This window comes from Qipengyuania huizhouensis, from assembly GCF_019711635.1.
Taxonomy (GTDB): domain Bacteria; phylum Pseudomonadota; class Alphaproteobacteria; order Sphingomonadales; family Sphingomonadaceae; genus Qipengyuania; species Qipengyuania huizhouensis.
On sequence record NZ_JAIGNT010000003.1, the window covers coordinates 1 to 24,793 of the forward strand.

General features: G+C 61.1%; 31 protein-coding genes. 12 read left to right on the forward strand and 19 right to left on the reverse strand.

From position 1 onward, the window contains the following. Positions 1 to 201: 201 nt before the first annotated feature. Positions 202 to 450: a hypothetical protein gene (locus K3180_RS04085; protein ID WP_221538408.1), complete on the forward strand. Its 249-nt coding sequence runs from the start codon at positions 202 to 204 to the stop codon at positions 448 to 450. Positions 451 to 597: 147 nt separating this feature from the next. Here the strand turns inward: K3180_RS04085 and K3180_RS04090 are convergent, their stop codons facing one another. After that, positions 598 to 882, reverse strand: a complete 285-nt coding sequence (locus K3180_RS04090; protein WP_221538409.1) for a GIY-YIG nuclease family protein — start codon at positions 880 to 882, stop codon at positions 598 to 600. A 218-nt stretch (positions 883 to 1,100) separates the two neighbouring features. Here K3180_RS04090 and K3180_RS04095 point away from each other — a divergent pair, with 218 nt between their 5' ends. The 4 genes from K3180_RS04095 to arsB are packed head-to-tail and all read left to right on the forward strand — an operon-like array spanning position 1,101 to position 3,485. Continuing rightward, a complete protein-coding gene (locus K3180_RS04095; RefSeq protein ID WP_221538410.1) occupies positions 1,101 to 1,439 on the forward strand; it encodes an ArsR/SmtB family transcription factor in 339 nt (112 codons plus the stop codon). Beyond that, the gene (locus K3180_RS04100; protein WP_221538411.1) at positions 1,439 to 1,909 is read left to right on the forward strand and encodes an ArsI/CadI family heavy metal resistance metalloenzyme; all 471 of its coding nucleotides are present in this window, start codon (positions 1,439 to 1,441) and stop codon (positions 1,907 to 1,909) included. The genes K3180_RS04095 and K3180_RS04100 overlap by 1 nt, the downstream gene beginning before the upstream one ends. Before the next feature lie 8 nt (positions 1,910 to 1,917). Beyond that, on the forward strand, positions 1,918 to 2,415 hold the full coding sequence (locus tag K3180_RS04105; RefSeq protein ID WP_221538412.1) for an arsenate reductase ArsC: 498 nt from the start codon (positions 1,918 to 1,920) through the stop codon (positions 2,413 to 2,415). Then, a complete protein-coding gene (gene arsB, locus K3180_RS04110) occupies positions 2,415 to 3,485 on the forward strand; it encodes an ACR3 family arsenite efflux transporter (RefSeq protein WP_221538413.1) in 1,071 nt (356 codons plus the stop codon). The genes K3180_RS04105 and arsB overlap by 1 nt, the downstream gene beginning before the upstream one ends. A 34-nt stretch (positions 3,486 to 3,519) precedes the next feature. Here the strand turns inward: arsB and yihA are convergent, their stop codons facing one another. The 5 genes from yihA to rpmH form a co-directional block, all read right to left on the reverse strand. Further along, the gene (yihA, locus tag K3180_RS04115) at positions 3,520 to 4,173 is read right to left on the reverse strand and encodes a ribosome biogenesis GTP-binding protein YihA/YsxC (protein ID WP_221538414.1); all 654 of its coding nucleotides are present in this window, start codon (positions 4,171 to 4,173) and stop codon (positions 3,520 to 3,522) included. Then, on the reverse strand, positions 4,173 to 5,915 hold the full coding sequence (yidC, locus tag K3180_RS04120; protein ID WP_221538415.1) for a membrane protein insertase YidC: 1,743 nt from the start codon (positions 5,913 to 5,915) through the stop codon (positions 4,173 to 4,175). Before yidC ends, yihA begins: the two co-directional genes overlap by 1 nt. Before the next feature lie 81 nt (positions 5,916 to 5,996). Further along, complete coding sequence (gene yidD / locus K3180_RS04125) at positions 5,997 to 6,206, reverse strand: membrane protein insertion efficiency factor YidD (RefSeq protein ID WP_221538416.1); 210 nt, start codon at positions 6,204 to 6,206, stop codon at positions 5,997 to 5,999. Further along, positions 6,203 to 6,586 (reverse strand): ribonuclease P protein component, encoded by a 384-nt coding sequence (gene rnpA / locus K3180_RS04130; RefSeq protein ID WP_221538417.1) that lies wholly within the window; start codon positions 6,584 to 6,586, stop codon positions 6,203 to 6,205. Before rnpA ends, yidD begins: the two co-directional genes overlap by 4 nt. 88 nt (positions 6,587 to 6,674) lie before the next feature. Next, a complete protein-coding gene (gene rpmH, locus K3180_RS04135) occupies positions 6,675 to 6,809 on the reverse strand; it encodes a 50S ribosomal protein L34 (RefSeq protein ID WP_090478272.1) in 135 nt (44 codons plus the stop codon). 221 nt (positions 6,810 to 7,030) lie between these two features. On the opposite strand from rpmH, the gene K3180_RS04140 reads away from it, so the two are divergent. After that, positions 7,031 to 8,539 (forward strand): YifB family Mg chelatase-like AAA ATPase, encoded by a 1,509-nt coding sequence (locus K3180_RS04140; protein WP_221538418.1) that lies wholly within the window; start codon positions 7,031 to 7,033, stop codon positions 8,537 to 8,539. Positions 8,540 to 8,552: 13 nt separating this feature from the next. On the opposite strand, the gene K3180_RS04145 is transcribed toward K3180_RS04140, so the two are convergent. The 3 genes from K3180_RS04145 to K3180_RS04155 all read right to left on the reverse strand — a co-directional run bounded on the left by K3180_RS04145 (position 8,553) and on the right by K3180_RS04155 (position 11,048). Further along, positions 8,553 to 9,848 (reverse strand): alpha/beta hydrolase family protein, encoded by a 1,296-nt coding sequence (locus K3180_RS04145; protein WP_221538419.1) that lies wholly within the window; start codon positions 9,846 to 9,848, stop codon positions 8,553 to 8,555. A 102-nt stretch (positions 9,849 to 9,950) separates the two neighbouring features. Then, positions 9,951 to 10,301 carry a hypothetical protein gene (locus K3180_RS12865; protein WP_345719423.1) on the reverse strand — a complete coding sequence of 117 codons (351 nt, stop codon included), beginning with the start codon at positions 10,299 to 10,301 and terminating at the stop codon, positions 9,951 to 9,953. 192 nt (positions 10,302 to 10,493) lie between these two features. Further along, a complete protein-coding gene (locus K3180_RS04155; RefSeq protein ID WP_221538420.1) occupies positions 10,494 to 11,048 on the reverse strand; it encodes a winged helix-turn-helix transcriptional regulator in 555 nt (184 codons plus the stop codon). Between the two features lie 186 nt (positions 11,049 to 11,234). Between K3180_RS04155 and K3180_RS04160 the strand changes: the two genes are divergently transcribed. After that, the gene (locus K3180_RS04160; RefSeq protein WP_221538421.1) at positions 11,235 to 11,582 is read left to right on the forward strand and encodes a DUF8200 family protein; all 348 of its coding nucleotides are present in this window, start codon (positions 11,235 to 11,237) and stop codon (positions 11,580 to 11,582) included. Positions 11,583 to 11,659: 77 nt separating this feature from the next. Here K3180_RS04160 and K3180_RS04165 read toward each other — a convergent pair whose 3' ends face one another. Both K3180_RS04165 and ykgO read right to left on the reverse strand, forming a co-directional pair. Further along, a complete protein-coding gene (locus tag K3180_RS04165) occupies positions 11,660 to 12,274 on the reverse strand; it encodes an HAD family hydrolase (RefSeq protein WP_221538422.1) in 615 nt (204 codons plus the stop codon). Positions 12,275 to 12,369: 95 nt separating this feature from the next. Continuing rightward, positions 12,370 to 12,495: a type B 50S ribosomal protein L36 gene (gene ykgO, locus K3180_RS04170; RefSeq protein WP_006833921.1), complete on the reverse strand. Its 126-nt coding sequence runs from the start codon at positions 12,493 to 12,495 to the stop codon at positions 12,370 to 12,372. A gap of 240 nt (positions 12,496 to 12,735) precedes the next feature. On the opposite strand from ykgO, the gene K3180_RS04175 reads away from it, so the two are divergent. Next, the gene (locus K3180_RS04175; RefSeq protein WP_221538423.1) at positions 12,736 to 13,341 is read left to right on the forward strand and encodes a DUF4136 domain-containing protein; all 606 of its coding nucleotides are present in this window, start codon (positions 12,736 to 12,738) and stop codon (positions 13,339 to 13,341) included. Further along, positions 13,338 to 14,477: a M14-type cytosolic carboxypeptidase gene (locus K3180_RS04180; RefSeq protein WP_221538424.1), complete on the forward strand. Its 1,140-nt coding sequence runs from the start codon at positions 13,338 to 13,340 to the stop codon at positions 14,475 to 14,477. The genes K3180_RS04175 and K3180_RS04180 overlap by 4 nt, the downstream gene beginning before the upstream one ends. 16 nt (positions 14,478 to 14,493) lie before the next feature. Here K3180_RS04180 and K3180_RS04185 read toward each other — a convergent pair whose 3' ends face one another. The 4 genes from K3180_RS04185 to K3180_RS04200 are packed head-to-tail and all read right to left on the reverse strand — an operon-like array spanning position 14,494 to position 17,145. Beyond that, complete coding sequence (locus K3180_RS04185; RefSeq protein WP_221538425.1) at positions 14,494 to 15,519, reverse strand: S66 peptidase family protein; 1,026 nt, start codon at positions 15,517 to 15,519, stop codon at positions 14,494 to 14,496. Then, entirely contained in the window at positions 15,516 to 15,920 is a 405-nt protein-coding gene (locus K3180_RS04190; RefSeq protein WP_221538426.1) for a cytidine deaminase, read from the reverse strand. The genes K3180_RS04185 and K3180_RS04190 overlap by 4 nt, the downstream gene beginning before the upstream one ends. Before the next feature lie 10 nt (positions 15,921 to 15,930). After that, positions 15,931 to 16,635 carry a glycoside hydrolase family 25 protein gene (locus tag K3180_RS04195; RefSeq protein WP_221538427.1) on the reverse strand — a complete coding sequence of 235 codons (705 nt, stop codon included), beginning with the start codon at positions 16,633 to 16,635 and terminating at the stop codon, positions 15,931 to 15,933. A gap of 6 nt (positions 16,636 to 16,641) precedes the next feature. Further along, positions 16,642 to 17,145 carry a UPF0262 family protein gene (locus K3180_RS04200; RefSeq protein ID WP_221538428.1) on the reverse strand — a complete coding sequence of 168 codons (504 nt, stop codon included), beginning with the start codon at positions 17,143 to 17,145 and terminating at the stop codon, positions 16,642 to 16,644. A gap of 138 nt (positions 17,146 to 17,283) precedes the next feature. Between K3180_RS04200 and K3180_RS04205 the strand changes: the two genes are divergently transcribed. Beyond that, the gene (locus tag K3180_RS04205; RefSeq protein ID WP_221538429.1) at positions 17,284 to 18,807 is read left to right on the forward strand and encodes a replicative DNA helicase; all 1,524 of its coding nucleotides are present in this window, start codon (positions 17,284 to 17,286) and stop codon (positions 18,805 to 18,807) included. Between the two features lie 3 nt (positions 18,808 to 18,810). Here the strand turns inward: K3180_RS04205 and K3180_RS04210 are convergent, their stop codons facing one another. Further along, positions 18,811 to 19,992 (reverse strand): phospholipase D-like domain-containing protein, encoded by a 1,182-nt coding sequence (locus K3180_RS04210; RefSeq protein ID WP_221538430.1) that lies wholly within the window; start codon positions 19,990 to 19,992, stop codon positions 18,811 to 18,813. Positions 19,993 to 20,103: 111 nt separating this feature from the next. Between K3180_RS04210 and rpoZ the strand changes: the two genes are divergently transcribed. Together rpoZ and K3180_RS04220 are read left to right on the forward strand one after the other, a co-directional pair. After that, a complete protein-coding gene (gene rpoZ, locus K3180_RS04215; RefSeq protein ID WP_221538431.1) occupies positions 20,104 to 20,448 on the forward strand; it encodes a DNA-directed RNA polymerase subunit omega in 345 nt (114 codons plus the stop codon). A 140-nt stretch (positions 20,449 to 20,588) separates the two neighbouring features. After that, the gene (locus K3180_RS04220; protein WP_221538432.1) at positions 20,589 to 21,674 is read left to right on the forward strand and encodes a DUF3667 domain-containing protein; all 1,086 of its coding nucleotides are present in this window, start codon (positions 20,589 to 20,591) and stop codon (positions 21,672 to 21,674) included. 1 nt (position 21,675) lies between these two features. Here K3180_RS04220 and K3180_RS04225 read toward each other — a convergent pair whose 3' ends face one another. The 3 genes from K3180_RS04225 to K3180_RS04235 form a co-directional block, all read right to left on the reverse strand. Further along, positions 21,676 to 21,975 (reverse strand): hypothetical protein, encoded by a 300-nt coding sequence (locus K3180_RS04225; protein ID WP_221538433.1) that lies wholly within the window; start codon positions 21,973 to 21,975, stop codon positions 21,676 to 21,678. Between the two features lie 112 nt (positions 21,976 to 22,087). Continuing rightward, the gene (ftsH, locus tag K3180_RS04230) at positions 22,088 to 24,058 is read right to left on the reverse strand and encodes an ATP-dependent zinc metalloprotease FtsH (RefSeq protein WP_221538434.1); all 1,971 of its coding nucleotides are present in this window, start codon (positions 24,056 to 24,058) and stop codon (positions 22,088 to 22,090) included. A gap of 81 nt (positions 24,059 to 24,139) precedes the next feature. Then, a complete protein-coding gene (locus K3180_RS04235; protein ID WP_221538435.1) occupies positions 24,140 to 24,778 on the reverse strand; it encodes a TetR/AcrR family transcriptional regulator in 639 nt (212 codons plus the stop codon). Positions 24,779 to 24,793: the final 15 nt, after the last annotated feature.

Genomic DNA, 24,793 nt, shown 5'->3' on the forward strand with positions numbered 1-24,793 from the left:
GTCTCCATCTCTGCTCTCCTTTCCGACTCACTGGAGGGAAATTATCCCCCGAGGATGGAGAGCCGTCCACGTCATCAATTGCCGCCATTCGAGGAGGTCATTAGAGCGGGGTAGCTCTTGAGACGGTGGTTGACATTGCAATCTGGTTCGAACGATAATCACTCCGCATTCGACAATTTCATGGCAAACTACTGGCACCAGATGGCCGATGAGTTGTATGCGGATTTCGACGCGGGACTATCCGACTTCAAGGAAACAGAAGGTGAGCGAGCATTCCGTTCGTTGAAGTTGGATTTGCTTACAATGTATCGCGCCGGACGATTCCCCCGGCTGTCCGAGATACAAGCTCATTATTCAGACCCATTTTGGAAGCGCTTTGATCGCATAGTCTCGGAAGATCAGATCAAGAAGAGCGGTCTCTTGTGGGCTAGCGAAGGCACCGTCCGCTGACCACCCTAATTCGTGACGCCTCGATCAACAAGCTGGCGATGCGCCAAAAAGCGGCATGTGCGCCAACGACGCGATTGCGGTCATTCCCCGCATCCGCTCAGCCTGAGCCTGTCGAAGGCCACGGGCAGGGAGCCGGCAACGAGAGCCTCAACGCTGGCGGTTTCTGGCGAGGTTTGAAACTCTGTCCCAATCGCCAGCAATAAGAGCCTCCTTCTTCGCTCTACTCCAGCCCTTGAGTTGGCGCTCCGCGTTAAAGGCTTCTTCTCGCGTCGGAAAATCCTGAGACCATACCATCTCCACGGGCAGGCGTTTGGCTGAGTAACCTCCGAACGCTCCGTTCCGATGCTGGGCCAAGCGCAGATCCAGATCCTCCGTATGGCCTGCATAATAGCTCCCATCGTTGCACCGGAGCAGGTAAGTGAAGAAGGTCATTCCAAGGGATTAACCTCGGCGAGTGGCCTTCGACAAGCTCAGGCTGAGCGGGTGTGGTGACATGTCCGCTCTCCACTCCAAAGCAGACTCTGAACCAAGCGGCTGACCACCCGAAACCCGCGTGGGCGGCTGTCCGCAAACGCAAAAGCAGTCACAGGGGCTTGACCCGGCGCTCATTATTCCATATTTCGACATTTATCGAATCATTGGAGTAACTGATGCAGTCCGACCACGTGATCCGCGCCCTGTCAGCTCTTGCGCAGGAACACCGCCTCGCCGCGTTCCGCCTGCTGGTACAGGCGGGTGAGCAAGGCGTTGCCGCTGGATTGCTTGCCGAGAAGCTCGAGGTTCCGCCCTCTTCCATGAGCTTCCACTTGGCCCAGCTTGCCAATGCCGGGCTGGTCACTCAGCGCCGCGAAAGCCGCTCCATCATCTATTCGGCCGACTATGCCGCAATGAACAAGCTGATGGGCTACCTCACCGAAAACTGCTGCGGCGGCATGTCCTGTTCCGAGGATGCCGCCTGTCTTCCCACCGAGCAAAGAAAGATCGCCTGATGAAACGCTTCCATGTGCATGTCGGGGTGTCCGACGTCGACAAATCCATCGCCTTCTATTCGAGCCTGTTCGGCAGCGAGCCGAGCGTCGTGAAGGCCGATTACGCCAAATGGATGCTGGACGATCCGCGGATCAACTTCGCCATATCCGCGCGCGAGGATGCGGTTAAGGGCATCGAGCACGTCGGGCTGCAGGTAGAAGACAGGCAGGAACTGGAAGAAGTCTATGGCCGCCTGCGGGCCGCCGACCGACCCGTGCTGGAAGAAGGCGCGACCACCTGCTGCTATGCGCAGTCGGAAAAGAGCTGGATCGCCGATCCTGACGGGGTGGTATGGGAAGCTTTCCTGACCGACGGCGAGAGCACGGTCTATGGCGGCAATCCCGACCTCGACCAGCTGGCTTCGGCCAATGCCGCGAACAGCGCCTGCTGCGTACCGCAAATGGCTCCGGCCAAATCCACCTGCTGCTGAGGCGAACCATGTCCGACCGACCGCTGAACGTGCTGTTCCTGTGCACGGGCAATTCCGCCCGCTCCATCCTGGGGGAGGCAATCCTCAATCATGACGGCGCGGGCCGCTTCAAGGCCTACAGTGCCGGAAGCAATCCCACCGGCAAGGTCAACCCCTGGGCGATCCATACGCTCAAGACCCTGGGTTATCCGGCAGAGGGCTATTCCTCCAAGAGCTGGGGCGAGTTTGCCGATGGCCCGGAATTCGACCTCATCTTCACCGTCTGTGACAGCGCGGCGGCGGAAACCTGCCCGGTCTGGCCCGGCCGCCCGACCAGCGCGCACTGGGGCATCCCCGACCCCGCCGCCGTCGAGGGAAGCGATGCCGAAAAGGCCGCAGCCTTCCTCGAGGCCTTCCGCATGCTCAAGCGGCGCATCGACCTGATGCTGGCATTGCCGGTTGCCAGCCTCGAACAGGTCGCCTTGCGCGACAGCTTGCATGCCATCGGGCAGGAAGCGGACGCATAATGACTGCGGCCACTGCGGAAATCGACGCCCGCGCGGCGGGCCTGGGCCTGTTCGAGAAATGGCTATCCGTCTGGGTGGCCGCGGCGATCCTTGCCGGGATTATCCTGGGCAATCTGATGCCCGGCGCCTTCGCCCTGCTCGCGTCCATCGAGTACGCTTCGGTGAATCTGGCAGTCGCCCTGCTGATCTGGGCGATGATCTTTCCGATGATGGTCGCGGTGGATTTCGGGGCGGTGCGCCGCGTGGGGGACAAGCCGAAGGGCCTGATCATCACGCTGGTGGTCAACTGGCTGATCAAGCCGTTTACGATGGCCGCACTGGGCGTGTTGTTCTTCGAAGTGGTATTCGCCGACCTGATCGACCCGGCCGACGCACAGCAATATATTGCCGGGCTGATCCTGCTTGGCGCGGCGCCTTGTACCGCCATGGTTTTCGTATGGTCGCAACTGACGAAGGGCGATCCCGCCTATACGCTGGTGCAGGTGGCGGCGAACGATCTCATCATGATCATCGCCTTTGCGCCGCTCGTTGCGCTGTTGCTGGGCGTGACCGACATTTCCGTGCCGTGGGAAACGCTGCTCCTGTCCGTCGGGCTATATGTCGTCGTGCCGCTGGCCGCCGGGGCCTTCGTGCGCCACCGCTTGCTCGCCAGCCACGGGGGCGACGAAAGCGCGGTATCGGATTTTACCTCGCGCATGAAACCGCTGTCGATCGTCGGCCTGCTGCTGACGGTGCTGCTATTGTTCGGTTTCCAGGCCGAAACCATCGTTTCCGACCCCTTGCTCATCGCCCTGATCGCCGTTCCGATCATCGTCCAGAGCTATGGCATTTTCTTTATCGCCTACGCTGCGGCAAAGGCATGGAAGGTGCCGCATGCGGTGGCCGCGCCGTGCGCGCTGATTGGCACGTCCAATTTCTTCGAACTGGCCGTGGCAGTCGCAATCGGCCTGTTCGGATTGGGCAGTGGCGCCGCCCTTGCGACCGTCGTCGGCGTTCTTGTCGAAGTGCCGGTCATGCTGTCGCTGGTAGCCATCGCCAACAGGACGCGGGGCGGCTTTCCTTCAGAGTAAGCAGGGCGGCGGCCTGGCCGCAAACCGACGTTCGTCAGACTCCGGCGTCCCGCAGCACCGCAGCCCTCAGTTCCGCGATCCCCATGCCCTTCTCCGCACTGGTCACGTGGATCTGCGGATAGGCTGCGACGTGCTTCTTCGTCTCGGCTTCGACCGCGGCGACGGTCTTTTCGAGTTCGCTGGCCTTGATCTTGTCCGCCTTGGTCAGGACCACGCGGTAGCCGACCGCGGCCTCGTCGAGCATCTTCATCATCTCGCGGTCGACGTCCTTCAGCCCGTGGCGGCTATCCACCAGCACGAGATTGCGGACCAGCACCTGCCGCCCGCGCAAATAGGTCTTCACGAGGGCCTTCCACTTCTCGACCACCTTCACCGGCGCCTTGGCAAAGCCGTAACCGGGCATGTCGACGAGGCGGAACTGCGTGGGCTCGCCCACCTCGAAGAAGTTGAGTTCCTGCGTGCGTCCTGGCGTCACCGACGCACGGGCGATCTTCTTGCGCCCCGTCAGCGCGTTGAGCAGCGAGCTCTTGCCGACATTGGAACGCCCGGCAAAGGCGATTTCCGGCACCGTGGGTTCGGGCAGAAACTTGAGCTGCGGGGCCGAGAGGAGGAACTCCACCCGGCCCGAGAACAGCTTGGTCGCGCGCCGCTCCAGCAGGGCCTGTTCGGCGGCTTCTTCGTCGGTCATCAGCCGTCGGCCTTGGCGGCAGCAGCGGCCTTTTCGGCCTTTTCCTTCTCTGCAGCCGCCTTCAATTGCGGATGCTTGGAATAAAGGTACTTCTGCTGGGCCAGCGTCAGGATGTTCGAGGTTACCCAGTAGAGCAGCAGACCTGCGGCGAACGGCGCCATGATGAACATCAGCACCCAGGGCATGATCGAGAACACCTGCTGCTGGATCGGGTCCATCGCGCTGGGGTTCAGCTTGAACGTCAGCCACATGGTCACGCCGAGCAGAACGGCAAGCACGCCGATGGCAAGGAAGCTGGGCGGCGTGAACGGCAGCAGGCCGAACAGGTTGAGGATGGTCGCCGGATCGGGCGCGGACAGATCCTCGATCCAGAGGAAGTTCTGGTGGCGCATCTCGATCGCGAGGTAGAGCACCTTGTAGAGCGCGAAGAAGATCGGGATCTGCAGGATCAGCGGCAGGCAGCCGGCGAGCGGATTGACCTGTTCTTCCTTGAACAGCTTCTGCATTTCCTGCTGCTGCTTCAGCTTGTCGTCCTTGTGCTTTTCCTGCAGCGCCTTCATCTTCGGCTGGATCGCCTTCATCGCCGCCATGGAGCCGAACTGCTTCTGCGCGATGGGGAACATCAGCCCGCGCACGATGATCGTCAGGATAATGATGGCGACGCCGAAATTGCCGACGATTTCGAAAATGTTCTTGAGCAGCCAGAGGAATGGCTTCTCGAACCAGCGGAACCAGCCCCAGTCGATGGCGAGACCGAACTGCGGGATCCCGGCATCCTGATAGGAGTCGAGGATTTCACTGTCCTTGGCCCCGGCAAAGAGGCGCGAGGTAGTGGTATATTTGCGCCCCGCCGGAACGGTTACCGGATCGTAGATCATGTCGGCGCGATAGGTATCCGCCCCGAGCGAGCGGAATGTCGCGTCGGGCGCCGCGTCCTGCTGCGGCACCAGCGCGGCCAGCCAGTAGATGTCGGTGAAGCCGATCCAGTCGGGCGCGCCGGCCGGACTTACCTTGCCGGCTTCTTCGACGTCGTCGTAATCATAGTCGTAATCGACGCTCTGGCCGAAGGATCCGATCGGACCGGAATGGGCAATGAAGAAATCGTCGCTCGCCGTCGTGCTGGTGCGTCCGACCAGCCCGTAAGGCTGCGCCACAACGGGCACTCCGCTGCCGTTCGAGATCGCCTGCTCGACGCTGACCATGTAATTCTCGTCGATCGAATAGGTAAGTTCGACCGTCACGCCATTGCCGGCATCATGGCTGAGCGTGACCGGATTTCCCGGGCTGAGGGTTCCGCCATCGGCCTGCCACACGGCATCGTCGGAAATCTTCTGCCCGTTGAGCAGGAAGCCGAACTGCGAATACTGCTGGACCGCCGTGCCGCGGGGCGCAAAAATGCGGACCGGTTCGCTGTCGGCATCCGGAGTGGCGGCATAATCCTTGAGCACCACATCATCGAGGAAGGCACCCTGCAGGTTGATCGAGCCCGCGACCTTCGGCGAATCGATGGCCACGCGCTGCGCGGAGCCCAGCGAAGTGGCAAGATCGACCGTAGGAGTCGCCCCGCCGCCGATTTCACCGCTTGCCGCGACGGCGGCCTGTTCGGCTGGCGTATCGACCTGTTCGGCCGTAACGGGCACTTCGTCGGGCTGCGGATAGAAATAGTCCATGGCCCACTGCCAGCCGATCAGGACGGCCAGCGACAAGGTCAGGACGAGCACGAAATTGCGAGAGTTTTCCAAGGTCGATCCCGTTGGTGGTTGTATTCGGTCAGATGGGCCGGGTGTGTTGCTACGTCAAGACAGCACCCCCGCGCGATAAGCTCAGGGTACTGGATCGTGGCCGCAGCCCCCCCAGGGTTGGCAGCGCAATAGCCGCTTGAACGCCAACCATCCACCCTTGATTGCCCCGTATTTTTGCAGGGCCTCGATGGCGTATTGGCTGCACGATGGCGTGAAACGGCAAGTGGGCGGCAGGATGCGACTGGGGCCGAGCTGCCAGCCGCGGGCGATCCAGATGAGAAGGTATTTCATGCACGTCGCGATCGCTGGTGACGGGGCCGCCGGGCGCGGTCGCCCTCGCCGCGGGCAGCACGGGCGAGCGCAGCCTGGAGTTCGTCTTCCAGCTTTGCGAAATCGCGCTCCACCCCGGTTTCGCGGCCGATGAGGATGTGATCGTGATCGGGCAGGCCGGCTTCGGGCAATGCCGCCCAGAGCAGTTCGCGGAAGCGCCGCTTCATGCGGTTGCGCACGACGGCATTGCCGATCTTCTTGGTCACGGTGATCCCGTAACGCTTGCCCTTGCCCTCGTTCGGGCGCGTCAGCAGCACGAATCCCGGCTTCGCATTGCGCAGTCCGCTATTGGCAGCGAGAAAGTCGCTACGCTTGCGGATGACGGAGAGGCTCGGGTGCATCGAGTGCAGATACGCAAAACGGGCCCCCAATGGGAGCCCGTTTGACTGTCGCGATTGAAGCCGCACCGTGGCGCGGCCAATCAGTCGATCAAGCGCAGAGGTTCTTGCGGCCGCGGTTGCGACGTGCACGGAGCACCTTGCGGCCACCCGGAGTTGCCTTGCGGGCGAAGAAACCGTGGCGACGGGCGCGTACCAGGTTCGAAGGCTGGAAAGTCCGCTTCATCGGAAAGTCCTTTAAAATCCATAGTTGCTGCCGGGCGAATCGCTCCGACAAAAAAGGGCCGCCGCAACGGGCGACCGCTCACAGGTGGGCGCGCTTAAGAGAATGTGCCCTCAAGGTCAAGCCTCAAACCTCGGCGCAGCGTCCTCGATAAGCCAAGTCTCGACAATATCTGCGCTTCTTGCCAGAGCGTCAAATTCAGACAGGGGTTTGGGGGTATTTGCGTGGTCGCACTGGTCCGGACGGTGGCCTATCTCGGGTTGGAAGCGCGCGCGGTGGAAGTGCAGTGCTCGCTCGCGCCCGGCCTGCCAAATTTCAACATCGTCGGTCTGGCCGACAAGGCGGTGGGCGAAAGCAAGGAGCGGGTACGCGCCGCGCTTTCATCGATGGGTCTTGCCCTGCCGCCCAAGCGGATCACCATCAACCTGTCCCCCGCCGACCTGCCCAAGGAAGGCTCGCATTACGATCTCCCGGTCGCGCTTGCCGTGCTCGCCGCGATGGGCATCACCGATGCCGAGCAGCTGGCGGACTGGATCGTGGTGGGCGAACTGGCGCTCGATGCGCGGATCGCCCCCTCGCCCGGCGTATTGCTTGCGGCCATCCATGCGAGCGAGGAAGAAAAGGGACTCATCTGTCCTGCGGCACAGGGCTCGGAAGCCAAATGGGCAAGCGACGTCCCCATCCTCGCCGCGCCGGACCTTGCCAGCCTGCTCAACCATCTCAAGGGCACGAGCCTGCTGCCCGATCCCGAACGCGGTCTCGTGGAAGAGCCCGGCCGCGCGCCCGATCTCAAACAGGTGAAGGGACAGGAAACCGCCAAGCGCGCGCTCGAGATCGCGGCCGCCGGTGGTCACAATTTATTGATGATCGGTCCGCCCGGCGCAGGGAAGTCTCTGCTGGCCAGTTGCCTGCCGGGTATACTTCCTCCGCTTTCGCCGCAGGAAGCCCTGGAAGTGAGCATGGTTCAATCGGTCGCTGGCCTGCTCGAGGAAGGCCGGATCAGCCGCGCCCGCCCCTTCCGCGCGCCGCATCATTCGGCAAGCATGGCCGCGCTGACCGGCGGCGGGCTGAAGGTCAAGCCGGGCGAAGTCAGTCTCGCGCATCTCGGCGTGCTGTTCATGGACGAGCTCCCCGAATTCCAGCGCGCCGTGCTCGATTCGCTGCGCCAGCCGCTCGAAACGAACAAGGTCGATGTCGCGCGCGCCAATGCGCATGTAAGCTTTCCGGCGAACGTCCAGCTGGTTGCCGCCATGAACCCGTGCCGCTGCGGCCATCTGGGCGATCCCGCGCTGGCCTGCAGCCGCGCACCCAAATGTGCCGCCGATTATCAGTCGAAAGTGTCGGGCCCGCTGCTCGACCGTATCGACCTGCATGTCGAAGTGGATCCGGTCAGCGCTGCCGATCTGGCGTTACCACCACCATCGGAAGGGAGCGCGGAAGTTGCCGCGCGCGTGGCGAAGGCGCGTGCGATCCAGACGGAACGTGCAGAGAAAAGCGGCGCGCGCACCAATGCGGAACTGGAGGGCGACGCGCTCGAAGAGATCGCCGGTCCCGACGAAAAGGGCCGCGAACTGCTGATGCAGGCCGCAAGCGCGATGCGCCTTTCGGCCCGCAGCTATACCCGCATGCTGCGGGTCGCCCGGACGATCGCCGATCTCTCAGGCGCAGAGAAAGTAGGCCGTATTCATGTGGCCGAGGCGCTGAGCTACCGCAGGCAACCGCCGCGGGCATGAAATCTGCTGCACCCTAGTTTTCGATTTTATAAGAAGTGCCATATTGTCCCTCAACGGCGTCGTTCGCCCAATCGGCCAAGAGATCATAAAAGCCAAGCGTCACTCGCTGGTACGAACGTGTGCCGTCTTCCAGCTCTTCATACTCCCACATGCCATGGTCGGTGTCAGGAAAGACATAAAGCGCGATGTCTTTACCCTCGTCCTTTAGAGCACCTAGTCGATCCAGGCTCAATTCGATCGGTGCCTCGCGATCCTCGCCAGCCAAGACCCAGAGCTGCGGGGCATCCACGGCGCGCATGATTGCCACCGGATCAAGCGACCAATCGATATTGAGATCGTTGAACTGCTGCACGCCGTTCTTGCGCAGTTCTTCGACATCGCTGTTAAGAAAAACCCCAGTGTAACCGCCCTTTATCAGCGCATACCATGGCTCATTTGAATAAAGCTGCTGGAAGCGCGAAAGTTCTTCAAGACCCTCCTTGTAATCCGAGGAAGCGACCAAAGCGGTAATCTTCGTTATCTCGCTAGCGATTGTCAGCACGTCGGGTCCGTAACCCGCATCACGCAGCTCTTTCTGGACCTGCGCGGCATCTTCTTCGCGAATGTCGGCGACGATGCCGTAACCAATTCCGATGAACTCCGCCCCAGCGCGATTGGATGCGAGCGGTGCGATCCAGCCACTCTGACTTAGCCCAACCAAACCAAATCGACCGAAACGGCCCTTTGCCAATCGCCGGGCCTCACGGGACGCCGCGACCAGATCATCAGCAAGTTGCGGGAAATTCTGTGAATATCGCCCCTCCGAACGGCCGGTTCCCCGTTTGTCATAAACGAACACGGAAACGCCGCGGCCTAGCATCTGATACGGATCGCCCGCACGATCAATCCAGCCGACGCTTTCCGAACCATGGGCGAAGACCACCAAAGGAGTGTTAGACCCTGCGTTCGGCGGCTCCATCAGACGCCCTGCGAGTAGCGCATCGCCCGAACGGAACCGGGTGTTTGTTTCCTTGGCGACGACTTTGGCCCAGGCCTCCGTCTCGTCAACGGACACGACATCGCCTTCACATGCGACCCGGGCGTCCTCCGTTCCGATCGTTCCGGGGGTGCCGTCGCTGAACATATAAGAAAAGTCATCGCCCGACCGTGTCAGCGCAAGGAACTCCGCGGAGTTTGCGCGATAAACACCGGTCTGACAGAGTTCACCAGGGCCAACCAAAGCCGATGAAATCGTAGAATTCGGCGAAACGGCACTGCAGCCGCTGAGCAGAACGACTGGCGCAAGCGCCTTAACGAGATCGGGTGTCATAGCCATATAATACAGCCCGACTCCGGTTTTTCAAGTGGTCTTGAAATGGGAATGGCCGCCCAACCGGACAGCCATTCTATAAGTTCACAATGATTAGCGGCCTCAGCCTTCCTCGCTCATGTCGAGATTGAGGCGGACAGTCTCGTGCTCGTGGTCGCCTTCGAATTTCGCGAGGAAATCGGCGATCGGCATTGCCTGGTCGGGCATATGGGTCGCCCCCGCGCTCGGTGTCTCCAAAGCCCCGCCATCACCGGGCGTGGTGCGCACATGCAGATAGGGCACCCAGATTTCGCCGAAGTCGGCCTGCTGGTACCATACGTCGAGCACATCGTAGCTTGCCCAGGTTCCGTCGGGTTCCTTCAGGCGCAACCCTTCACCAATGCGCGGCACGGCCATCGCCTTGATGCGGAATTGCGTCTGGTGGGTCTCGTTCTGAACTTCGATTTCGATCACGTTTCTGTCCGGCTCAAACGGGCATGTGCCCCGATTCACCGCAAGGTATGCCAGAAAGGTGTTGCGATGGTTTTAACGATGACGTCACTCGGAAATTCGCCATTTGACGTCACGACGCCATAGGCCCGTTAAGGGTGGGCCTCGCCCTGGCGACAACCATTTTTCGGTGGAATTTACCCCGCCGCTCCGGATTCAGGCTGCGTCGCGCTTGCGACGGTCGGCAGCAAGATCCACCACGGATCCACGATCCAGGGGTTCACCCTGCGCAGCCTTGCTTCCGTCGGCGCGTATGCCGAGATTTGCACGCTCGACCAGATGGAGATCCTGGGGGCCGAGAATCCGCCCGTCATGGCTCAGGATGGAGGTCGGGCCGATAGGAAGCCGGTCACGTTCATCCACGAGAACGGGGTTTTCGATCACTTCGGCCCCGTATTTCTGACCCCACTGGCGCAGCGCAACCATGGCGGGCAGCAGATCGAAGCCCTTTTCAGTCAGGCGGTACTCGATCTTGCGGCGATCGTCGGGACAGGGATCGCGTTTGAGAATTCCATGCTCGACCAGTTTTGCCAGCCGGTTCGAGAGGATATTGCGAGCGATACCCAGTTCGCTGAGGAATTCCTCGAAATGATGCAGGCCGTTGAAGCTGGCGCGCAGGATCATGAAACTCCAGCGTTCGCCCATGACCTCAAGCGCCTGTGGCAGACCGCATTCGGTCAGTTCGCGCAGCGGTTCGCGGATATCGCCCATAGAAATCAGTCCTCTTCCTGCAACCTGTCTAGCGCAAAATCCGCTGAAGCCAAATATTTAGAAAAATGAGTTGCATTACGAAACCTATAAGCATAAGTAGTGATTCGCAACCAGTTGCAAATCGAAACTTAGTTGCTGTTTTCGCAATTGCTGTTGTTAAAAATGCATCCACCGAAAGGTTTCGACATGACCCTCTCCCTCTCCAACTCTCCCTCCGCCAAGCTAGGCGTCTTCGGCGCCGCTATCCTCTACACGGCCGCTGGCTTCGGCGCCCTTGTTGCGCCGAGCGCAGCCGAAGCACGCAGCAATGCGCCGTTCTATACCGCTGAACTCTCGCAGCCCGCAACCGAACGCACTGTGATCGCCGGTGGTGTCGCCTGGACCTGCCGGGGAACGACCTGCGTCGCACCGAAGGGCACTTCGCGTCCCTTGCGCGTTTGCCGCGAACTTCAGCGCGATACCGGTGAAGTGGTCGCTTTCACCGCCAAGGGCGAAGCGCTCGAAGCTGACAAGCTGGCGAAGTGCAACGGCTGAACCGTCCCGATCCCTCCCACCCCCTCTCCATCAGGGTGGGCCTTCAAGCCCCGGCGATAACCGCCGGGGCTTTTTCGTCAGATCAGGCCGCGCGCCGACAGATCCTCCTCGAGCAACTCCGCATCGGTGAAGTGATGCACCTGCCAGCCACAGTTCTGCGCTGATGCGATATTTTCGGGATTGTCGTCGATGAAGAGCATGGCCGGCGGCGCGTAGCCGAAGCGCTCCGCCGACAGCATAAAGATAGCCGGATCGGGCTTTGCGATCCGCTCGACCCCGGAAACCACAATTTCACGGAATCGGTCGAAGATCGGTTCGTGCGGGGCAAATCGCGCCCAGAACTCCGCCCCGAAATTGGTTATGGCGAATAGCGGCACGCCCCCTGCATGGAGCCGCTCGACCAAGGCGTGACTGCCGGGAACAGGTCCGGGAATCGTCTCGTTGAAGCGGCTGCGATAGACCCGAATGGCTGCTTCGAATTCCGGATAAAGAGCGATCCGTTCAGCAATCATCTCGTCCAGCAGACGTCCGCGATCATGCTCGAAATGCCATTCCTCGGTGACGACCTCGTTCAGAATCCGTTCCAGCCGCGCGGGATCGTCGATCACCTTTTCGAACAAATGGCGCAGGTCCCATTGGTAAAGCACGCGCCCGACGTCGAAAACGACGGCGTCGACCCGCTGACGGTTCATAATGCTGGTTCCCCAAATGCGAACGGCCCGCGCTCCCTTCGGAGCCGGGCCGATCGGTAGACAATCGCGCAGGACGGCCCGCGCGCAGCCGAAGCTTAGCCCTGGCGGGCCTTGAAGCGACGGTTGGTCTTGTTGATGACGTAAGTGCGGCCGCGACGACGGATCACGCGGCAATCGCGGTGACGGCTCTTGAGCGATTTGAGGCTGTTGCGGATCTTCATCGTTTCTCTCTGCAAATAAATACGCGCCGGAGATTGTGCCCCGACGCGCCAATTTCAAGCGCGCCCGTTAGAGGCAGTGCCGATTCTGGTCAAGCTTTTCCGCGAATTTTGGAGAGCTGGCGCTCCCATTGCAGCGCGTGAGTGATGATTATACCAAGATCATCGCGCGACGGAGCCTTGTCGCAGCCCGGGCGTTGGAGAAAGACTTCCCCAATGCAAGAAAGCAAGAAAGGTCGCATAATGACATTGAGATCCGCCGCCGCCGCCACTCTCGCTGCCATGACGCTTGCGGCCTGCGCAACCACTCCCGGCCCGGTCGAGGTAACGCGCTTCGTCGCATCCGAAGCCAGCGATCGGCTGGGCCAAGGCAGTATTTTCGTGGAAAGCGCCGAGGGCATGGAAGCCGACAGTCTTTCCGCGGCACCCTATAAATCCGCAGTCGCAGAGGAACTGCGGCGCCTCGGCTATAGCGAGAGCGAGCGTCGCTCCGCCTCCCAGATCGCGACCGTTTCCATCGAAAGATACGTGATGACTGCCGAGGGTCGGCGCTCTCCCGTGAGTGTCGGCGTAGGCGGCAGCACCGGAACATATGGTTCCGGCGTCGGGGTCGGACTCGGCATCAATCTTGGCGGGGGTCAGCGCGATCAGGTCGGCACCCAGCTGGCTGTGACAATTCGCGATGCAGCAACTTCGCAGAACCTGTGGGAAGGCCGCGCCGACTTCCGTGTGGCAGACAATTCGCCCCTTGCGCAATCGCAGGCGAACGCCCAGACGGTCGCCGCCGCGCTGTTCAGCGAATTCCCCGGCAACAATGGCGAAACAGTAGAAATTGAGGTTTCCGAGTGAGTGATATCCGGATCGATTCCGCTTTCGACAGCGGCAATATCGAAGTCCTGTCGGTAGAAGGCGCCAACGCCCGGCTGGCAATCCCCCGGGATACGAATAGCGAGTTCAAGCAGTGGTTCCACTTCCGCGTTTCGGGCGCTGCCGGCCGCGAACTCGTCCTCAAGATCACCCAGCTTTCGGATAGCGCCTATCCCGGCGGCTGGCCGGACTACGACGCCTGCGTATCGGAAGATCGCGACTATTGGGGCCGCGCCACTTCGACCTACGACGAAAGCGAAGAAGGCGGCACGCTGACGATCCGATATACGCCCGCGAGCGACATCGCCTGGTTCGCCTATTTTGCGCCCTATTCGATGGAGCGCCATCACGATCTCGTGGCCGAGGCCGCGGCCTCCGAAGGCGTGGCCCACATTCACCTCGGCAATACGCTGGACGGCCAGCCGATCGATTGCCTCGAGATGGGCGAAGGCAGTTTCAACGTGTGGCTTTACGCCCGTCAGCACCCGGGCGAAACGCAGGCCGAATGGTGGATGGAGGGCGCCTTGGAAGTGCTCACCGATCCATCCGACAGCGTCGGGCGCAAACTGCGCCAGCGTTGCCGCCTGCATATCGTACCCAATTGCAACCCGGACGGTTCGAAGCGGGGGAACTTGCGCGTGAACGCGGCGGGCGCAAACCTGAACCGCGAATGGGAAAACCCCAGCGCCGAACGCAGTCCGGAAGTGCTCGCCATTCGCAACTACATGGACAAGACCGGCGTCGATTTCGCCATGGACGTGCATGGTGACGAAGCGATCCCGGTCAGTTTTCTTGCCGGCTACGAAGGCATCCCCTCCTGGACCGAGGAGCATGGGGAGCGCTATTATAGCTACGAACGCATCCTCGACCGCCGTACTCCCGATTTCCAGACCGAATTCGGCTATACCAAGGCCGCCCCGGGCAAGGCCAACCTCTCCATGAGCACCAATCAGGTTGCAGAACGCTTCGGCGCGACCGCGATGACCTTGGAAATGCCCTACAAGGATAACAAGGCAGATCCGGAACCCGAACAGGGCTGGAGTCCGGAACGCTGCAAGATGCTGGCCCGCGACTGCCTTGCTTCACTGGTCGAATGGATGGACGAGCGCGGCATCTGAGCCGCGCCCGGCGAACTCAGCGCACGATCGGCTCCAAGAGGGCGATCGTGCGCGCATCGGCGTCCACTTCCACCATCCCGCCATGGGGCAGGCTCAATTGTCCGCGATGATGGCCGATGTTCGCGCCTGTGAACGCAGGAATGCCTAGCGGTTCCAGATAGGCAGTGAGCAAATCGTCGAGCGTCTGGCCCGCGTAATCCGGATCGGAGTTCGCGCAGCTGCGGCACCGGCCGAAAACCACGCCGGATAGCTGGCCCAACACGCCTGCCAGCGAGAGTTGCTGCAGCATCCGGTCGATCCGGTATTCTTCTTCGTTCACGTCTTCGAGAAACAGGATCGCTCCGCTAAAATCGGGAACGTAAGGAGAGCCCATCAGGGTAGAGAGAACGGTCAGATTACCACCCAGCAATCTGCCGCGCGCCATGCCCGTGCGGATCGTCCTTCCTTGCGGCCCCTGTGCGAGTTCGATTCCGGTGCGTAGAACCGGCGTCTCGCCCGTGAAAGCTAGCCGCCACAAGCTTTCCCAGCTTGCCTTGGGCCAGGGACTGCCAGCATTGGGCGCATGGAGGGTGGCGAAGCCTGTCTTCGCCGCAATCGCGAGGTGTAGCGAGGTCACATCGCTATAGCCGATGAGGAGCTTCGGATTCTCGCGGATCAGATCCCAGTCCAGCATCTGGAGCAGCCGCGCCCCGCCCCAGCCGCCGCGAATGGCGAAGATCGCACTTACGCTTTCGTCGGCGAACATTGCCTCGAGATCGCTGGCACGCTGGCGATCCGTCCCGGCGAGATAGCCATCTATTGCGGTGACGCTGGAACCGAGTTTCGGCACCAGTCCCATGCCACGGATATTATGCTGGGCGAAGGCTATCTCCTCGTCGCTCACCGCGCTGGCCGGGGCCACAAGGCCCACTGTATCGCCAAGCGTGATGCGCCGCGGCTTGCGACGCGACCTGGGGCGAGAGGGGACGTGAGCGAGCGAAGGTGCTGCAGTCGCCAGAGACAGTGCGGCCAGACCGCCGATGGCGGCGCGCCGGTCGATCATACGAGGCTGGCGGGCCCGAATGCTTGCGGAAGGAGCTCGCTGAGCTTCACCCGGTGTACCTCTTGGGACCCCACGCACAGGATCAGCGGATCGGTCCCGCCCAGTTGCGCGAGCTCGTTGAGAACCTGTCGGCAGCGGCCACAAGGGGTAATCGGTTCGTCGCCCGGCCCGGTCACTGCGACCGCTTCCAGTCCGCCGCGAATCCCGTCTGCCATGGCCTTCGATACCGCGACCGTTTCGGCGCAAAGCGCAAGGCCATAGCTGGCGTTCTCGATATTGGTGCCGGTCACCACGCTCCCGTCCGCAAAGCGCAATGCGCTGCCCACTGCGAAATTCGAATAGGGGGAATAGGAATTTTCGGTGGCCTTGCGGGCAGCAGCGATCAGGTCGTCGTCAGTCATGATTGCGGCTCTACGGTCGCACGACCAGCCAGCGCAAGGGCTTCTCGGCCGCTTCACTGAGATAGGACGAATTGGCGGTCCAGACCGTCCACGGACGTCCGCCATAATCGGGTTCCTTCATGTCACCATCCAGCCAGAGCGCACGTTCGAGGCGGCGTGCGGGCCGATAGCGATCCTCGAACTCCTCGCTCGGCGCGAGCACGACTGGAGCTTCGGTATGCGATTCGATCTGGTTGACGAGCGTCAGCAACTCGCTCTGCACCGCCGCTTCGGAAACACTCTCGGGACACTCGTCAGTCATACGCGACAGCCGGATCGCAGGAGGCAGCAGGTCGGCATCGCGCGGCACGATAGTGACGTAATTCGCCGATTGCCCGTCGGCGGTTTCACACGGATCGAACAGATGGACTGCACCGACCTGCAATCCGGCCTCGCGCGCCGCGGCGAGATTGCGCGAGAAATTGGCGTCCTTGCCGCGCGCGCCGCGACTGGCCTCGAGATAGACGAACTCGGCCCCCAGACCCTTCAGGACCTCAAAATCGACCGCGCCATCGCTCTCGCCGATCAGGGCGCCCTGGTCCGGATAGGCCTGATCGTCTGGTCGCCAGCCCTGCTGCTCGTATTGAAGATACAGCCAATAGCCTGCTCCGATCAGGCCTGCGAGCAGCAGCAGCTTGATCAGGAGGCCTCCACGGGTCTTCTTGCGTTTCGCCATCGCCGGTCAGCCCTTGATGTGCAGGACGCAGATGAGGGTAAACAGGCGGCGGGCGGTGGGGAAATCGGTTTCGACCTTGCCTTCCAGCCGCTCGAGCAACAATTCGGCCGCGCGGTTGTGTACGCCCCGGCGCGCCATGTCGATCGTCTCGATCTCGCCCGGTGTCGCCTTGCGGATCGCCTGGTAATAGCTGTCGCAGATGGCAAAATATTCACGGATCGGGCGGCGGAAGCGGGCGAGGCCGAGCAGCAGTTCCTCCAGCACGTTATCTTCGCTGTCCGCGATGGTCATGAGAAGCCGCCCGTCGCGTACGGCGAGACGCAGGTGATAGGGGCCGGCCGACCCGCGTTCGGCCGCGCGCACCGGCTTGAATGTATTTTCTTCGATCAGGTCGAAGATCGCGATGCGCCGTTCCTGTTCGATATCGGCATTGCGCCAGATTATCGTCTCTTCATCGAGATCGATCTTCGCAATGCGCTGGTCGCCTGAAGGGGTGGTTGAATCGCTCATCGTCCGAAGCTGCTTTCGCAACTGCGACGAGGCGGGGCAAGGCCTGTCGAAACAATCCACGCTATCCACAAGTCAGGATGACAAATCGGCACACTCGTTCGCTTGTGGAGAGAGTCGCCGACGGCCATGGTGCCGCGCATGGCCGAAACCGATCTTCTCTTTCCCGCAACCGATTCGACACCAACTGCCGAGAAGCAGGGCCAGACCCTGCCGAGCAATGTCGAAGCGGAAGCTGCCTTCCTCGGTGCGGTGCTGATCGACAACCAGGTGGTGCAGGAACTCAACACCCCGCTGCAGCCGCACCATTTCTACGAGCCGGTGCACCAGCGAATCTACGAGCGCATCCACAAGCTGATCGATCGCAATTCGGTGGCCACGCCAGTCACCCTCAAGCCCTATTTCGAGAGCGACGAGGCGATGAAGCAGCTGGGAGGGGTGACCTACCTCGCGCAGCTCACCATGGACGGGCAGGGACTGCTCGCCACCGGCAAGCTGGCCGAACAGATCTACGATCTCGCCCTGCTGCGCGAGCTGGTACATGTCGGACGCAATCTCGTCGAAGGCGCGCTGGACACTTCGGACGAAGTCGCACCGATGGACCGCATCAGCCAGGCCGAAGCCGATCTCTACAAGGTGGCCGAAGGTGCCACGACCGGGAGCGAGGCACAGGATTTCCGCACTGCCGCGCTCGGCGCGCTCAAGATGGTCGAGGCGGCGATCAATTCCGGCGGCAAGTTTTCGGGCAAGACCACCGGGCTCGAAACCCTCAACGACAAGACCAGCGGCCTGCATAATTCCGACCTCGTGATCCTCGCAGGCCGTCCGGGCATGGGCAAGACCTCGCTCGCCACCAATATCGCCTTCAATGCCGCGCGCCGGCTGATGGATGACGAGAAGATCGGCATCGAGCGCAGCGAAAGCCCCGGCGCGGCGACCGCCTTTTTCAGCCTCGAAATGAGCGCCGACCAGCTGGCGACGCGTATCCTGGCCGAAACGGCGGAAATTTCATCGGAAAAACTGCGGTCGGGCAAGCTGAGCAAGGAAGAGTTCCAGCGTCTCTCCTTCGCCAGCCAGGAACTGAACGAACTGCCGCTGTATATCGACGACACGCCGGGCCTCACCATCGGCGCACTGCGCACGCGCGCGCGGCGTCTTAAGCGCCGCCACGATATCGGTCTGATCATAGTCGACTATCTGCAACTGCTGCAGGGTTCGGGCCGCGCAAACGACAACCGCGTGAACGAAATTTCCGAGATCAGCCGCGGATTGAAGACGCTCGCCAAGGAATTGCATGTTCCCGTCATAGCGCTGTCGCAGCTAAGCCGCGCGGTGGAGCAACGCGAGGACAAGCGCCCGCAACTGTCGGACCTGCGCGAATCGGGTTCGATCGAGCAGGATGCCGACATGGTATGGTTCATCTATCGCGGCGAATATTATCACAACGCGCTCAAGCCCGACACGCCGGACGAAACCAGCAGCGAAGAGGCGCGCATGAAATATGCCGATTGGGAAGCGCGTCACCTCGAGCTGGTGAACCGCGCCACACTGATTGTCGCCAAGCAGCGCCACGGTTCCACCGGCAACGTACCGCTGCTGTTCCAGAGCGAATTCACCAAGTTCACCTCGCCCGAACTGCGCGGCGGTTACGAGGATTACGAATAGATTTCAGATACCGAGGTTGAGCCTGCGGGTGACCGTATAGTCGATCACCGAAACCAGCAGCCAGCTGAGGTTCCAGCGAATACGGTTCCACAAGGTCGCACGGCGTTTATGCAGCGGGATGGTTATGCGTTCCGATACGGCGATGTGCTGACCGACGAACTCGCGCATACGCTCCGCCAGCGCGGCATCTTCGATTTTCAGCACCAGCTCGAGATTGATATAGAGGCTCCGCATGTCGAAATTGGCGCTGCCCAGATAGACTGCATCATCGAGTACGATGAGCTTGGTATGGAGCTTGCACGGCTCGAATTCCCAGATCTCCGCGCGCTTTGCCAGCAGGTAATCGTATAGCGAACGACTCGCTCCGATCGTCGCTCCATTATCCGATTTTCCGGCCATCAGCAGGCGTGTGTCACCTTTCTGCGCGATCCGGCCTATCCGGCGAAGCAGCTTCTTGGGCGGGCTGAAATAGGCCATGAACATGTCGAGGCGGTCGCCTTCTATGAGGTCGTCCGACACGCAGCGCGCCCAGCTCGACAGCCCCCGTGTCGGCCCACCGACCAGCCAGGTAACTTCGGCTTCCTTCCATTTCCAGTCGCGTACCGTGCGGGCGATCTCGCGGGCATGTTGCTCCTCGCGCTCGGTCCACTGGCGCAATTTTGTATACCAGTCGTTCAATCCATCGACCGCCGGACCTTCGATCACGATGCCGAGATCGTTCCACCCGTTTTCTTCAGGCGGCGCGAAGTAATCGTCGGCAATGTTGAACCCACCGAACATTGCCCGTTTTCCGTCTGCAATGACCAGCTTCTGGTGATTGCGAATGAGATAGCGGCGCGTCCACTTGGCAGAAAAACACAGGAAAGCTCCCCCGGCATCGGTCAGCGGGCGCAGGAAGCTTTCGGTTGCGGCCGCACCGAAGCGGTCCACGATGAGCGTCACTTTTACGCCGCGCCGTGCGGCTGCCACCAGCGCATCGCGAAATTCGGTGCTGACCGTATCTTCGGCAAAAATGTAAAAGCAGACATCGATGCTGGTTTTTGCACCTTCGACCAGTTCGAAGAGAGCAATGCGGCGATCGATCCCGCCCGGATAGAAAGCCAGGTGCTGACCCGCCGCATCCATTTCGAACGGTTCCGGGTCCCGGAATTGCGTGGGTGGGCAGGTGCTTTCGGTATCTCCCATTTCCCGGCCTTAGCGACTTGTCGGCACTGCGCAAATCCTTGACTATCGGCCGATCCATCCCTATTTGGCGCGCTTTCCAAGATTCTCTTCAGATTTTGCATCGGAGTGCCCATGGCGCGCGTTACCGTCGAAGATTGCGTAGACAAAATTCCAAACCGTTTCGATCTCGTCCTGCTGGCTGCTCAGCGGGCTCGCGAGATTTCGGGCGGCGCGGAACTGACTATCGACCGTGACCGTGACAAGAATCCTGTCGTGGCGCTGCGCGAGATTGCCGAGCAGACCGTGAAGCCTAAGGATCTGAAGGAAGCTGCCGTCACCAACCTGCAGAAGATCCTGCCGGACGACGATGACGAAATGGATGAAGTAGGTTCGCTCAGCCAGTCGGCGGAGGCGCTGCGGATCACCGCCTCGGCCCCGACCCGTTCGACCTCGATCGGTTCCGACTACGAAGGCTGAACCTCCGCTCGTTCGATACGAAAAGGCCGCGCCCCATCGGGACGCGGCCTTTTTGCATTTGTGTGCATAGAAACAGGCCAATGTTCGACCTCGACGAGGTCTGGTGATGCGGTTTAATAGCAACGCCGGAGGGTGTGGGAATGAGCGATTTCGGCGAAGCAATCGGAACGGCAGCGGAGGGAGGTCTCTTCGCGAAGGTCGTCGGGCGCAAAGGTAACCAGGCCGTTACCGGTGAGCCGACACCGCTCGTCCAGGGGCATTTCGCCGAGGGCACCTGCCTCAATTGCGGGACCGGGCTGATCGGTTCGCATTGCCACGAATGCGGACAGCAGGCGCACCTCCACCGCACAATCGGCGCATTTCTACATGACCTGCTGCATGGGGCGCTCCATTTCGAAGGGCGGACGTGGAAAACGCTGCCCAAGCTGTTCTTCAAACCCGGCGAACTTACACGCCGCTATATCGATGGGGAGCGGACCCGTTTCGTTTCTCCGATGGCGCTGTTCCTGTTTTCCATCTTCCTCATGTTCGCGATCTTCCAGATGGCGGGAATCTCGACGCCCACCGACATGAGCAGCCCGAATGCGGAGGTGCGTGAACGGGCCGAAGGCGCACGCGAGGCATTGAAGGCAGAACTCGCGGCAACCGATCTCTCGGATAGCGAGCGACGGGCAGAACTGGAGACCGAGATAGCCGGCCTCGACGAAGCAATCGCGTTCATCGAGACCGGAAGAGACTATGATTTCATCGATCGGGACGGAAAACGGGCCTCTTCGACCACGAGCCTGACAGGTATCGAGACAATCGATCAGGGCATCGTCGCCAAGTGGCGCAAAAACCCGGGGCTCATGCTCTACAAATTGCAAACCAACTTTTACAAATTCAGCTGGCTGCTGATCCCCCTATCCATCCCCTTTGTGTGGTTACTGTTTGCCTGGCGACGCCGCTTCAAGGCGTATGATCACGCCATTTTCGTGACCTATTCGCTCAGCTTCATGAGCTTGCTGGTGCTAGCAGTGACTCTGGCAGGGCTTGCAGGGCTGCATACGGCTCTGATCGCACTTGCCCTCATGCTCGTCCCGCCTCTCCATATCTACAAGCAGCTTCGGGGGGCTTACGGGCTGTCACGCTTTTCAGCGTTCTGGAGGCTCGCGGTCCTTACTGTGTTCATCATGGTGATTCTGACGCTGTTTCTCCAGCTGCTGCTGGTGATGGGCGCTTTCTAGTTCACTCGTTCGGATCGGCCCGATCGGCATTCAACTCATCGCCGAGCACAGGCGCCGGCCCCGGAGTTTCCGTATCGTTTTCATCGATATGGCGTTCTAGGTTAGAAGCACCTTCCGCAACCGCACCGGCGGCTTCCTTCGCGCCTTGTTCGAGAACCTCGCCTGCGACTTCGGCATTTGCCTCGATGTCGTCGCCCGCAAGATCAGCCGTGCGTGCTGCATCTTCCTGCGTTTGATCCGAACATGCGGCAAGGCCGAGGAGGGTTGCGGCAGCGAGGCTGGTAGCGATCATGCGTTTCATCGGTTCGTCCCTGTATTCTGGCGACCGTTCAATCGGTCCGTGTCTATAATGAACGCAAAAAGGGCGCCGAGAGTTTCCCGCTCGGCGCCCTCATTGCTTCGAAATGTGAAGTTCAGGCTCCGGCGGGGGCGCCTTCACCCGATCCGCCGAACTTCTTGCCGGCTTTCGGAACCGTACTGCCGCCGGGCTGGCGGACTGCAACCGGTCCCTTCGATTCAGCGGGACGGTCGATCTTGCCATCTTTCATCAGCTGATCGATTTCCTCGCCGGTCAGGGTCTCGTATTCGAGCATGGCCTGGGCGAGGAGGTGCAGCTTGTCCTCCTGCGCGGTGAGAATCTCGCGCGCGCGGGCAAGGCCACCTTCGACCAGTGACTTGATCTCCGCATCGATGAGCTTGTTGGTTTCTGCCCCGCCCATGGTGCGAGCGGTCTGACCCATGCCGAGATAGCCTTCCTGGCTTTCCTCATACATCAGCGGGCCGAGCTTGTCGGACATGCCCCACTTGGTCACCATGTTCTTGGCCAGGTCGGTAGCGTACTGGATATCTCCGGAAGCGCCGCTCGATACCTTGTCGTGGCCGAAGATGATTTCCTCCGCCACGCGGCCACCCATGGCCACGGCAAGGTTCGCGTGCATCTTGTCGCGGTGATAGGAGTAGTTGTCCCGTTCGGGAAGGCGCATGACCATGCCCAGCGCGCGGCCGCGCGGGATAATCGTCGCCTTGTGGATCGGGTCCGATGCCGGCTCGTTGAGGCTGACCAGCGCGTGGCCTGCCTCGTGATAGGCGGTCATCTTCTTCTCGTCCTCGGTCATGACCATGCTGCGGCGCTCGGCGCCCATCATGACCTTGTCCTTCGCGTCCTCGAATTCCTGCATGGCAACGAGGCGCTTGTTGCGGCGCGCAGCCAGAAGGGCGGCCTCGTTACAGAGGTTTGCGAGATCCGCGCCCGAGAAGCCGGGGGTACCGCGCGCGATGGTGCGCGGGTTCACGTCGGGTGCGAGCGGTAGCTTGCGCATATGGACAGCGAGGATTTTCTCGCGCCCGTCGATGTCGGGCACTGGCACGACGACCTGACGATCGAAGCGGCCCGGGCGCAACAGCGCAGGGTCGAGCACGTCGGGGCGGTTGGTCGCCGCAATAATGATGATTCCTTCGTTGGCTTCGAAACCGTCCATCTCGACCAGCAACTGGTTCAGCGTCTGCTCGCGCTCGTCGTTCGAATTGCCGAGGCCGTGACCACGGCTGCGGCCGACCGCGTCGATTTCGTCGATGAAGACGATGCAGGGCGCGTTTTTCTTGGCCTGTTCGAACATGTCGCGCACGCGGCTCGCGCCGACGCCGACGAACATTTCGACAAAGTCCGAACCGGAAATGGTGAAGAAGGGAACACCCGCCTCGCCAGCAATTGCGCGGGCGAGCAGGGTCTTACCCGTACCCGGCGAGCCGACGAGCAGCGCGCCCTTGGGGATCTGACCGCCCAGCTTGGAGAAACGGCTCGGATCCTTGAGGAACTCGACGATTTCTTCCAGTTCCTCGCGCGCCTCGTCGATACCGGCCACGTCTTCGAACGTCACACGGCCCTGCTTTTCGGTGAGCATTTTGGCCTTCGACTTGCCGAAGCCCATGGCACCGCCTGCGCCGCCACCCTTTTGCACCTGGCGCAGCGCGAAGAACGCGATGCCCAGGATCAGCAGGAATGGCAGGATATTGATCAGCGCATAAACCAGCATGCTGCCGTTTTCGGCTTCCTTGCCGGAGAACTGGACGCCGTTTTCCTCAAGCAACGGGGTCAGCGTCGTGTCGCCCTTGACGGGAATGGTGCTGAACGGTTCGTTGTCGTTGGTTACCCCGGTTATCTGCTCGTCGGAAATCTCGACCGACTTGATCGTCCCTTCGGCCACCTTCTCCTTGAAGTCCGAATAGAGCAGCTGGGTGCCTGCGCTTTGTCCTCCGCCTCCGAACATCGAGACGACCAGCAACAGGCCAAGGAATACACCGCCCCAGACCAGGAGGCTCTTGATCCACGGGTTGGGACCGTTTCCTTCCGGATCGGGTGTGCGGTTGTCATTCTCATCGCGCATTGCGGGGGCAATCCTTTCCTAGCGTGTAGAATGTAGGATGGCCCGGGTGAATGGCAAGTTTAGAGGGCGGCGAATTCTCGCTTATTTCCGCTCACACTTATCGACGGCATAGGCGCGGCAGAACACCTCGACCGCCCCCTCGATCCGCTTGCTATTGTATTCAGGGTCGTTCGGCTGGCCGAAGCGCCGCTCCATATCGCCCATCCCCTTGCACATGCTGGCAAACTGTTCGGCAGCAAGTTCCGGATCGTCGAGGTCGAGCTCGCCTGCTTCGGCCATGGCCGCAAGTAGCATGCCGAAATTGTGCTTCATGCGGTGCGGGCCAGCCGCAAGAAAGGCGGCACCGATCTCCGGCTCGTGCTCGGTTTCCGCAGCAATTCGACGATCGAACCGAATCATTTCCTCGCGGGAAAGAAACGCCACCATCGCTTCTCCGATGATACGCAGCCGATCGCGCAGGGCTCCGCTCGGAATTTGCCGGAGCGTAAAATACTCGCGCATGCGCGCGCATTCTGCCCCCACCGCTTCCGCAAACAGCCCGCGTTTGTCTCCGAAATGATTGTAAACCGTGACCTTAGAAACCCCCGCATCTGCCGCGACCTGCTCGATAGAGGTCGCCGCAAATCCGCCTTCGAAAAAGGCTTGCGTGGCAGCGGCGAGAATGGCCTTGCGCTTGGCGGCATCCGCTGGCCTGCCTGCCTTCTTCGACTCGCTTGACAAAATGAACGCTCCCGT

Coding starts and splice junctions, on each gene's coding strand:
- K3180_RS04085 (WP_221538408.1), top strand. CDS start 202: ATGGCCGATGAGTTGTATGCGGATTTCGACGCGGGACTATCCGACTTC.
- K3180_RS04090 (WP_221538409.1), bottom strand. CDS start 882: ATGACCTTCTTCACTTACCTGCTCCGGTGCAACGATGGGAGCTATTAT.
- K3180_RS04095 (WP_221538410.1), top strand. CDS start 1,101: ATGCAGTCCGACCACGTGATCCGCGCCCTGTCAGCTCTTGCGCAGGAA.
- K3180_RS04100 (WP_221538411.1), top strand. CDS start 1,439: ATGAAACGCTTCCATGTGCATGTCGGGGTGTCCGACGTCGACAAATCC.
- K3180_RS04105 (WP_221538412.1), top strand. CDS start 1,918: ATGTCCGACCGACCGCTGAACGTGCTGTTCCTGTGCACGGGCAATTCC.
- arsB (WP_221538413.1), top strand. CDS start 2,415: ATGACTGCGGCCACTGCGGAAATCGACGCCCGCGCGGCGGGCCTGGGC.
- yihA (WP_221538414.1), bottom strand. CDS start 4,173: ATGACCGACGAAGAAGCCGCCGAACAGGCCCTGCTGGAGCGGCGCGCG.
- yidD (WP_221538416.1), bottom strand. CDS start 6,206: ATGAAATACCTTCTCATCTGGATCGCCCGCGGCTGGCAGCTCGGCCCC.
- rnpA (WP_221538417.1), bottom strand. CDS start 6,586: ATGCACCCGAGCCTCTCCGTCATCCGCAAGCGTAGCGACTTTCTCGCT.
- rpmH (WP_090478272.1), bottom strand. CDS start 6,809: ATGAAGCGGACTTTCCAGCCTTCGAACCTGGTACGCGCCCGTCGCCAC.
- K3180_RS04145 (WP_221538419.1), bottom strand. CDS start 9,848: ATGACACCCGATCTCGTTAAGGCGCTTGCGCCAGTCGTTCTGCTCAGC.
- K3180_RS04155 (WP_221538420.1), bottom strand. CDS start 11,048: ATGGGCGATATCCGCGAACCGCTGCGCGAACTGACCGAATGCGGTCTG.
- K3180_RS04160 (WP_221538421.1), top strand. CDS start 11,235: ATGACCCTCTCCCTCTCCAACTCTCCCTCCGCCAAGCTAGGCGTCTTC.
- K3180_RS04165 (WP_221538422.1), bottom strand. CDS start 12,274: ATGAACCGTCAGCGGGTCGACGCCGTCGTTTTCGACGTCGGGCGCGTG.
- ykgO (WP_006833921.1), bottom strand. CDS start 12,495: ATGAAGATCCGCAACAGCCTCAAATCGCTCAAGAGCCGTCACCGCGAT.
- K3180_RS04175 (WP_221538423.1), top strand. CDS start 12,736: ATGACATTGAGATCCGCCGCCGCCGCCACTCTCGCTGCCATGACGCTT.
- K3180_RS04185 (WP_221538425.1), bottom strand. CDS start 15,519: ATGATCGACCGGCGCGCCGCCATCGGCGGTCTGGCCGCACTGTCTCTG.
- K3180_RS04190 (WP_221538426.1), bottom strand. CDS start 15,920: ATGACTGACGACGACCTGATCGCTGCTGCCCGCAAGGCCACCGAAAAT.
- K3180_RS04195 (WP_221538427.1), bottom strand. CDS start 16,635: ATGGCGAAACGCAAGAAGACCCGTGGAGGCCTCCTGATCAAGCTGCTG.
- K3180_RS04200 (WP_221538428.1), bottom strand. CDS start 17,145: ATGAGCGATTCAACCACCCCTTCAGGCGACCAGCGCATTGCGAAGATC.
- K3180_RS04205 (WP_221538429.1), top strand. CDS start 17,284: ATGGCCGAAACCGATCTTCTCTTTCCCGCAACCGATTCGACACCAACT.
- K3180_RS04210 (WP_221538430.1), bottom strand. CDS start 19,992: ATGGGAGATACCGAAAGCACCTGCCCACCCACGCAATTCCGGGACCCG.
- rpoZ (WP_221538431.1), top strand. CDS start 20,104: ATGGCGCGCGTTACCGTCGAAGATTGCGTAGACAAAATTCCAAACCGT.
- K3180_RS04220 (WP_221538432.1), top strand. CDS start 20,589: ATGAGCGATTTCGGCGAAGCAATCGGAACGGCAGCGGAGGGAGGTCTC.
- K3180_RS04225 (WP_221538433.1), bottom strand. CDS start 21,975: ATGAAACGCATGATCGCTACCAGCCTCGCTGCCGCAACCCTCCTCGGC.
- ftsH (WP_221538434.1), bottom strand. CDS start 24,058: ATGCGCGATGAGAATGACAACCGCACACCCGATCCGGAAGGAAACGGT.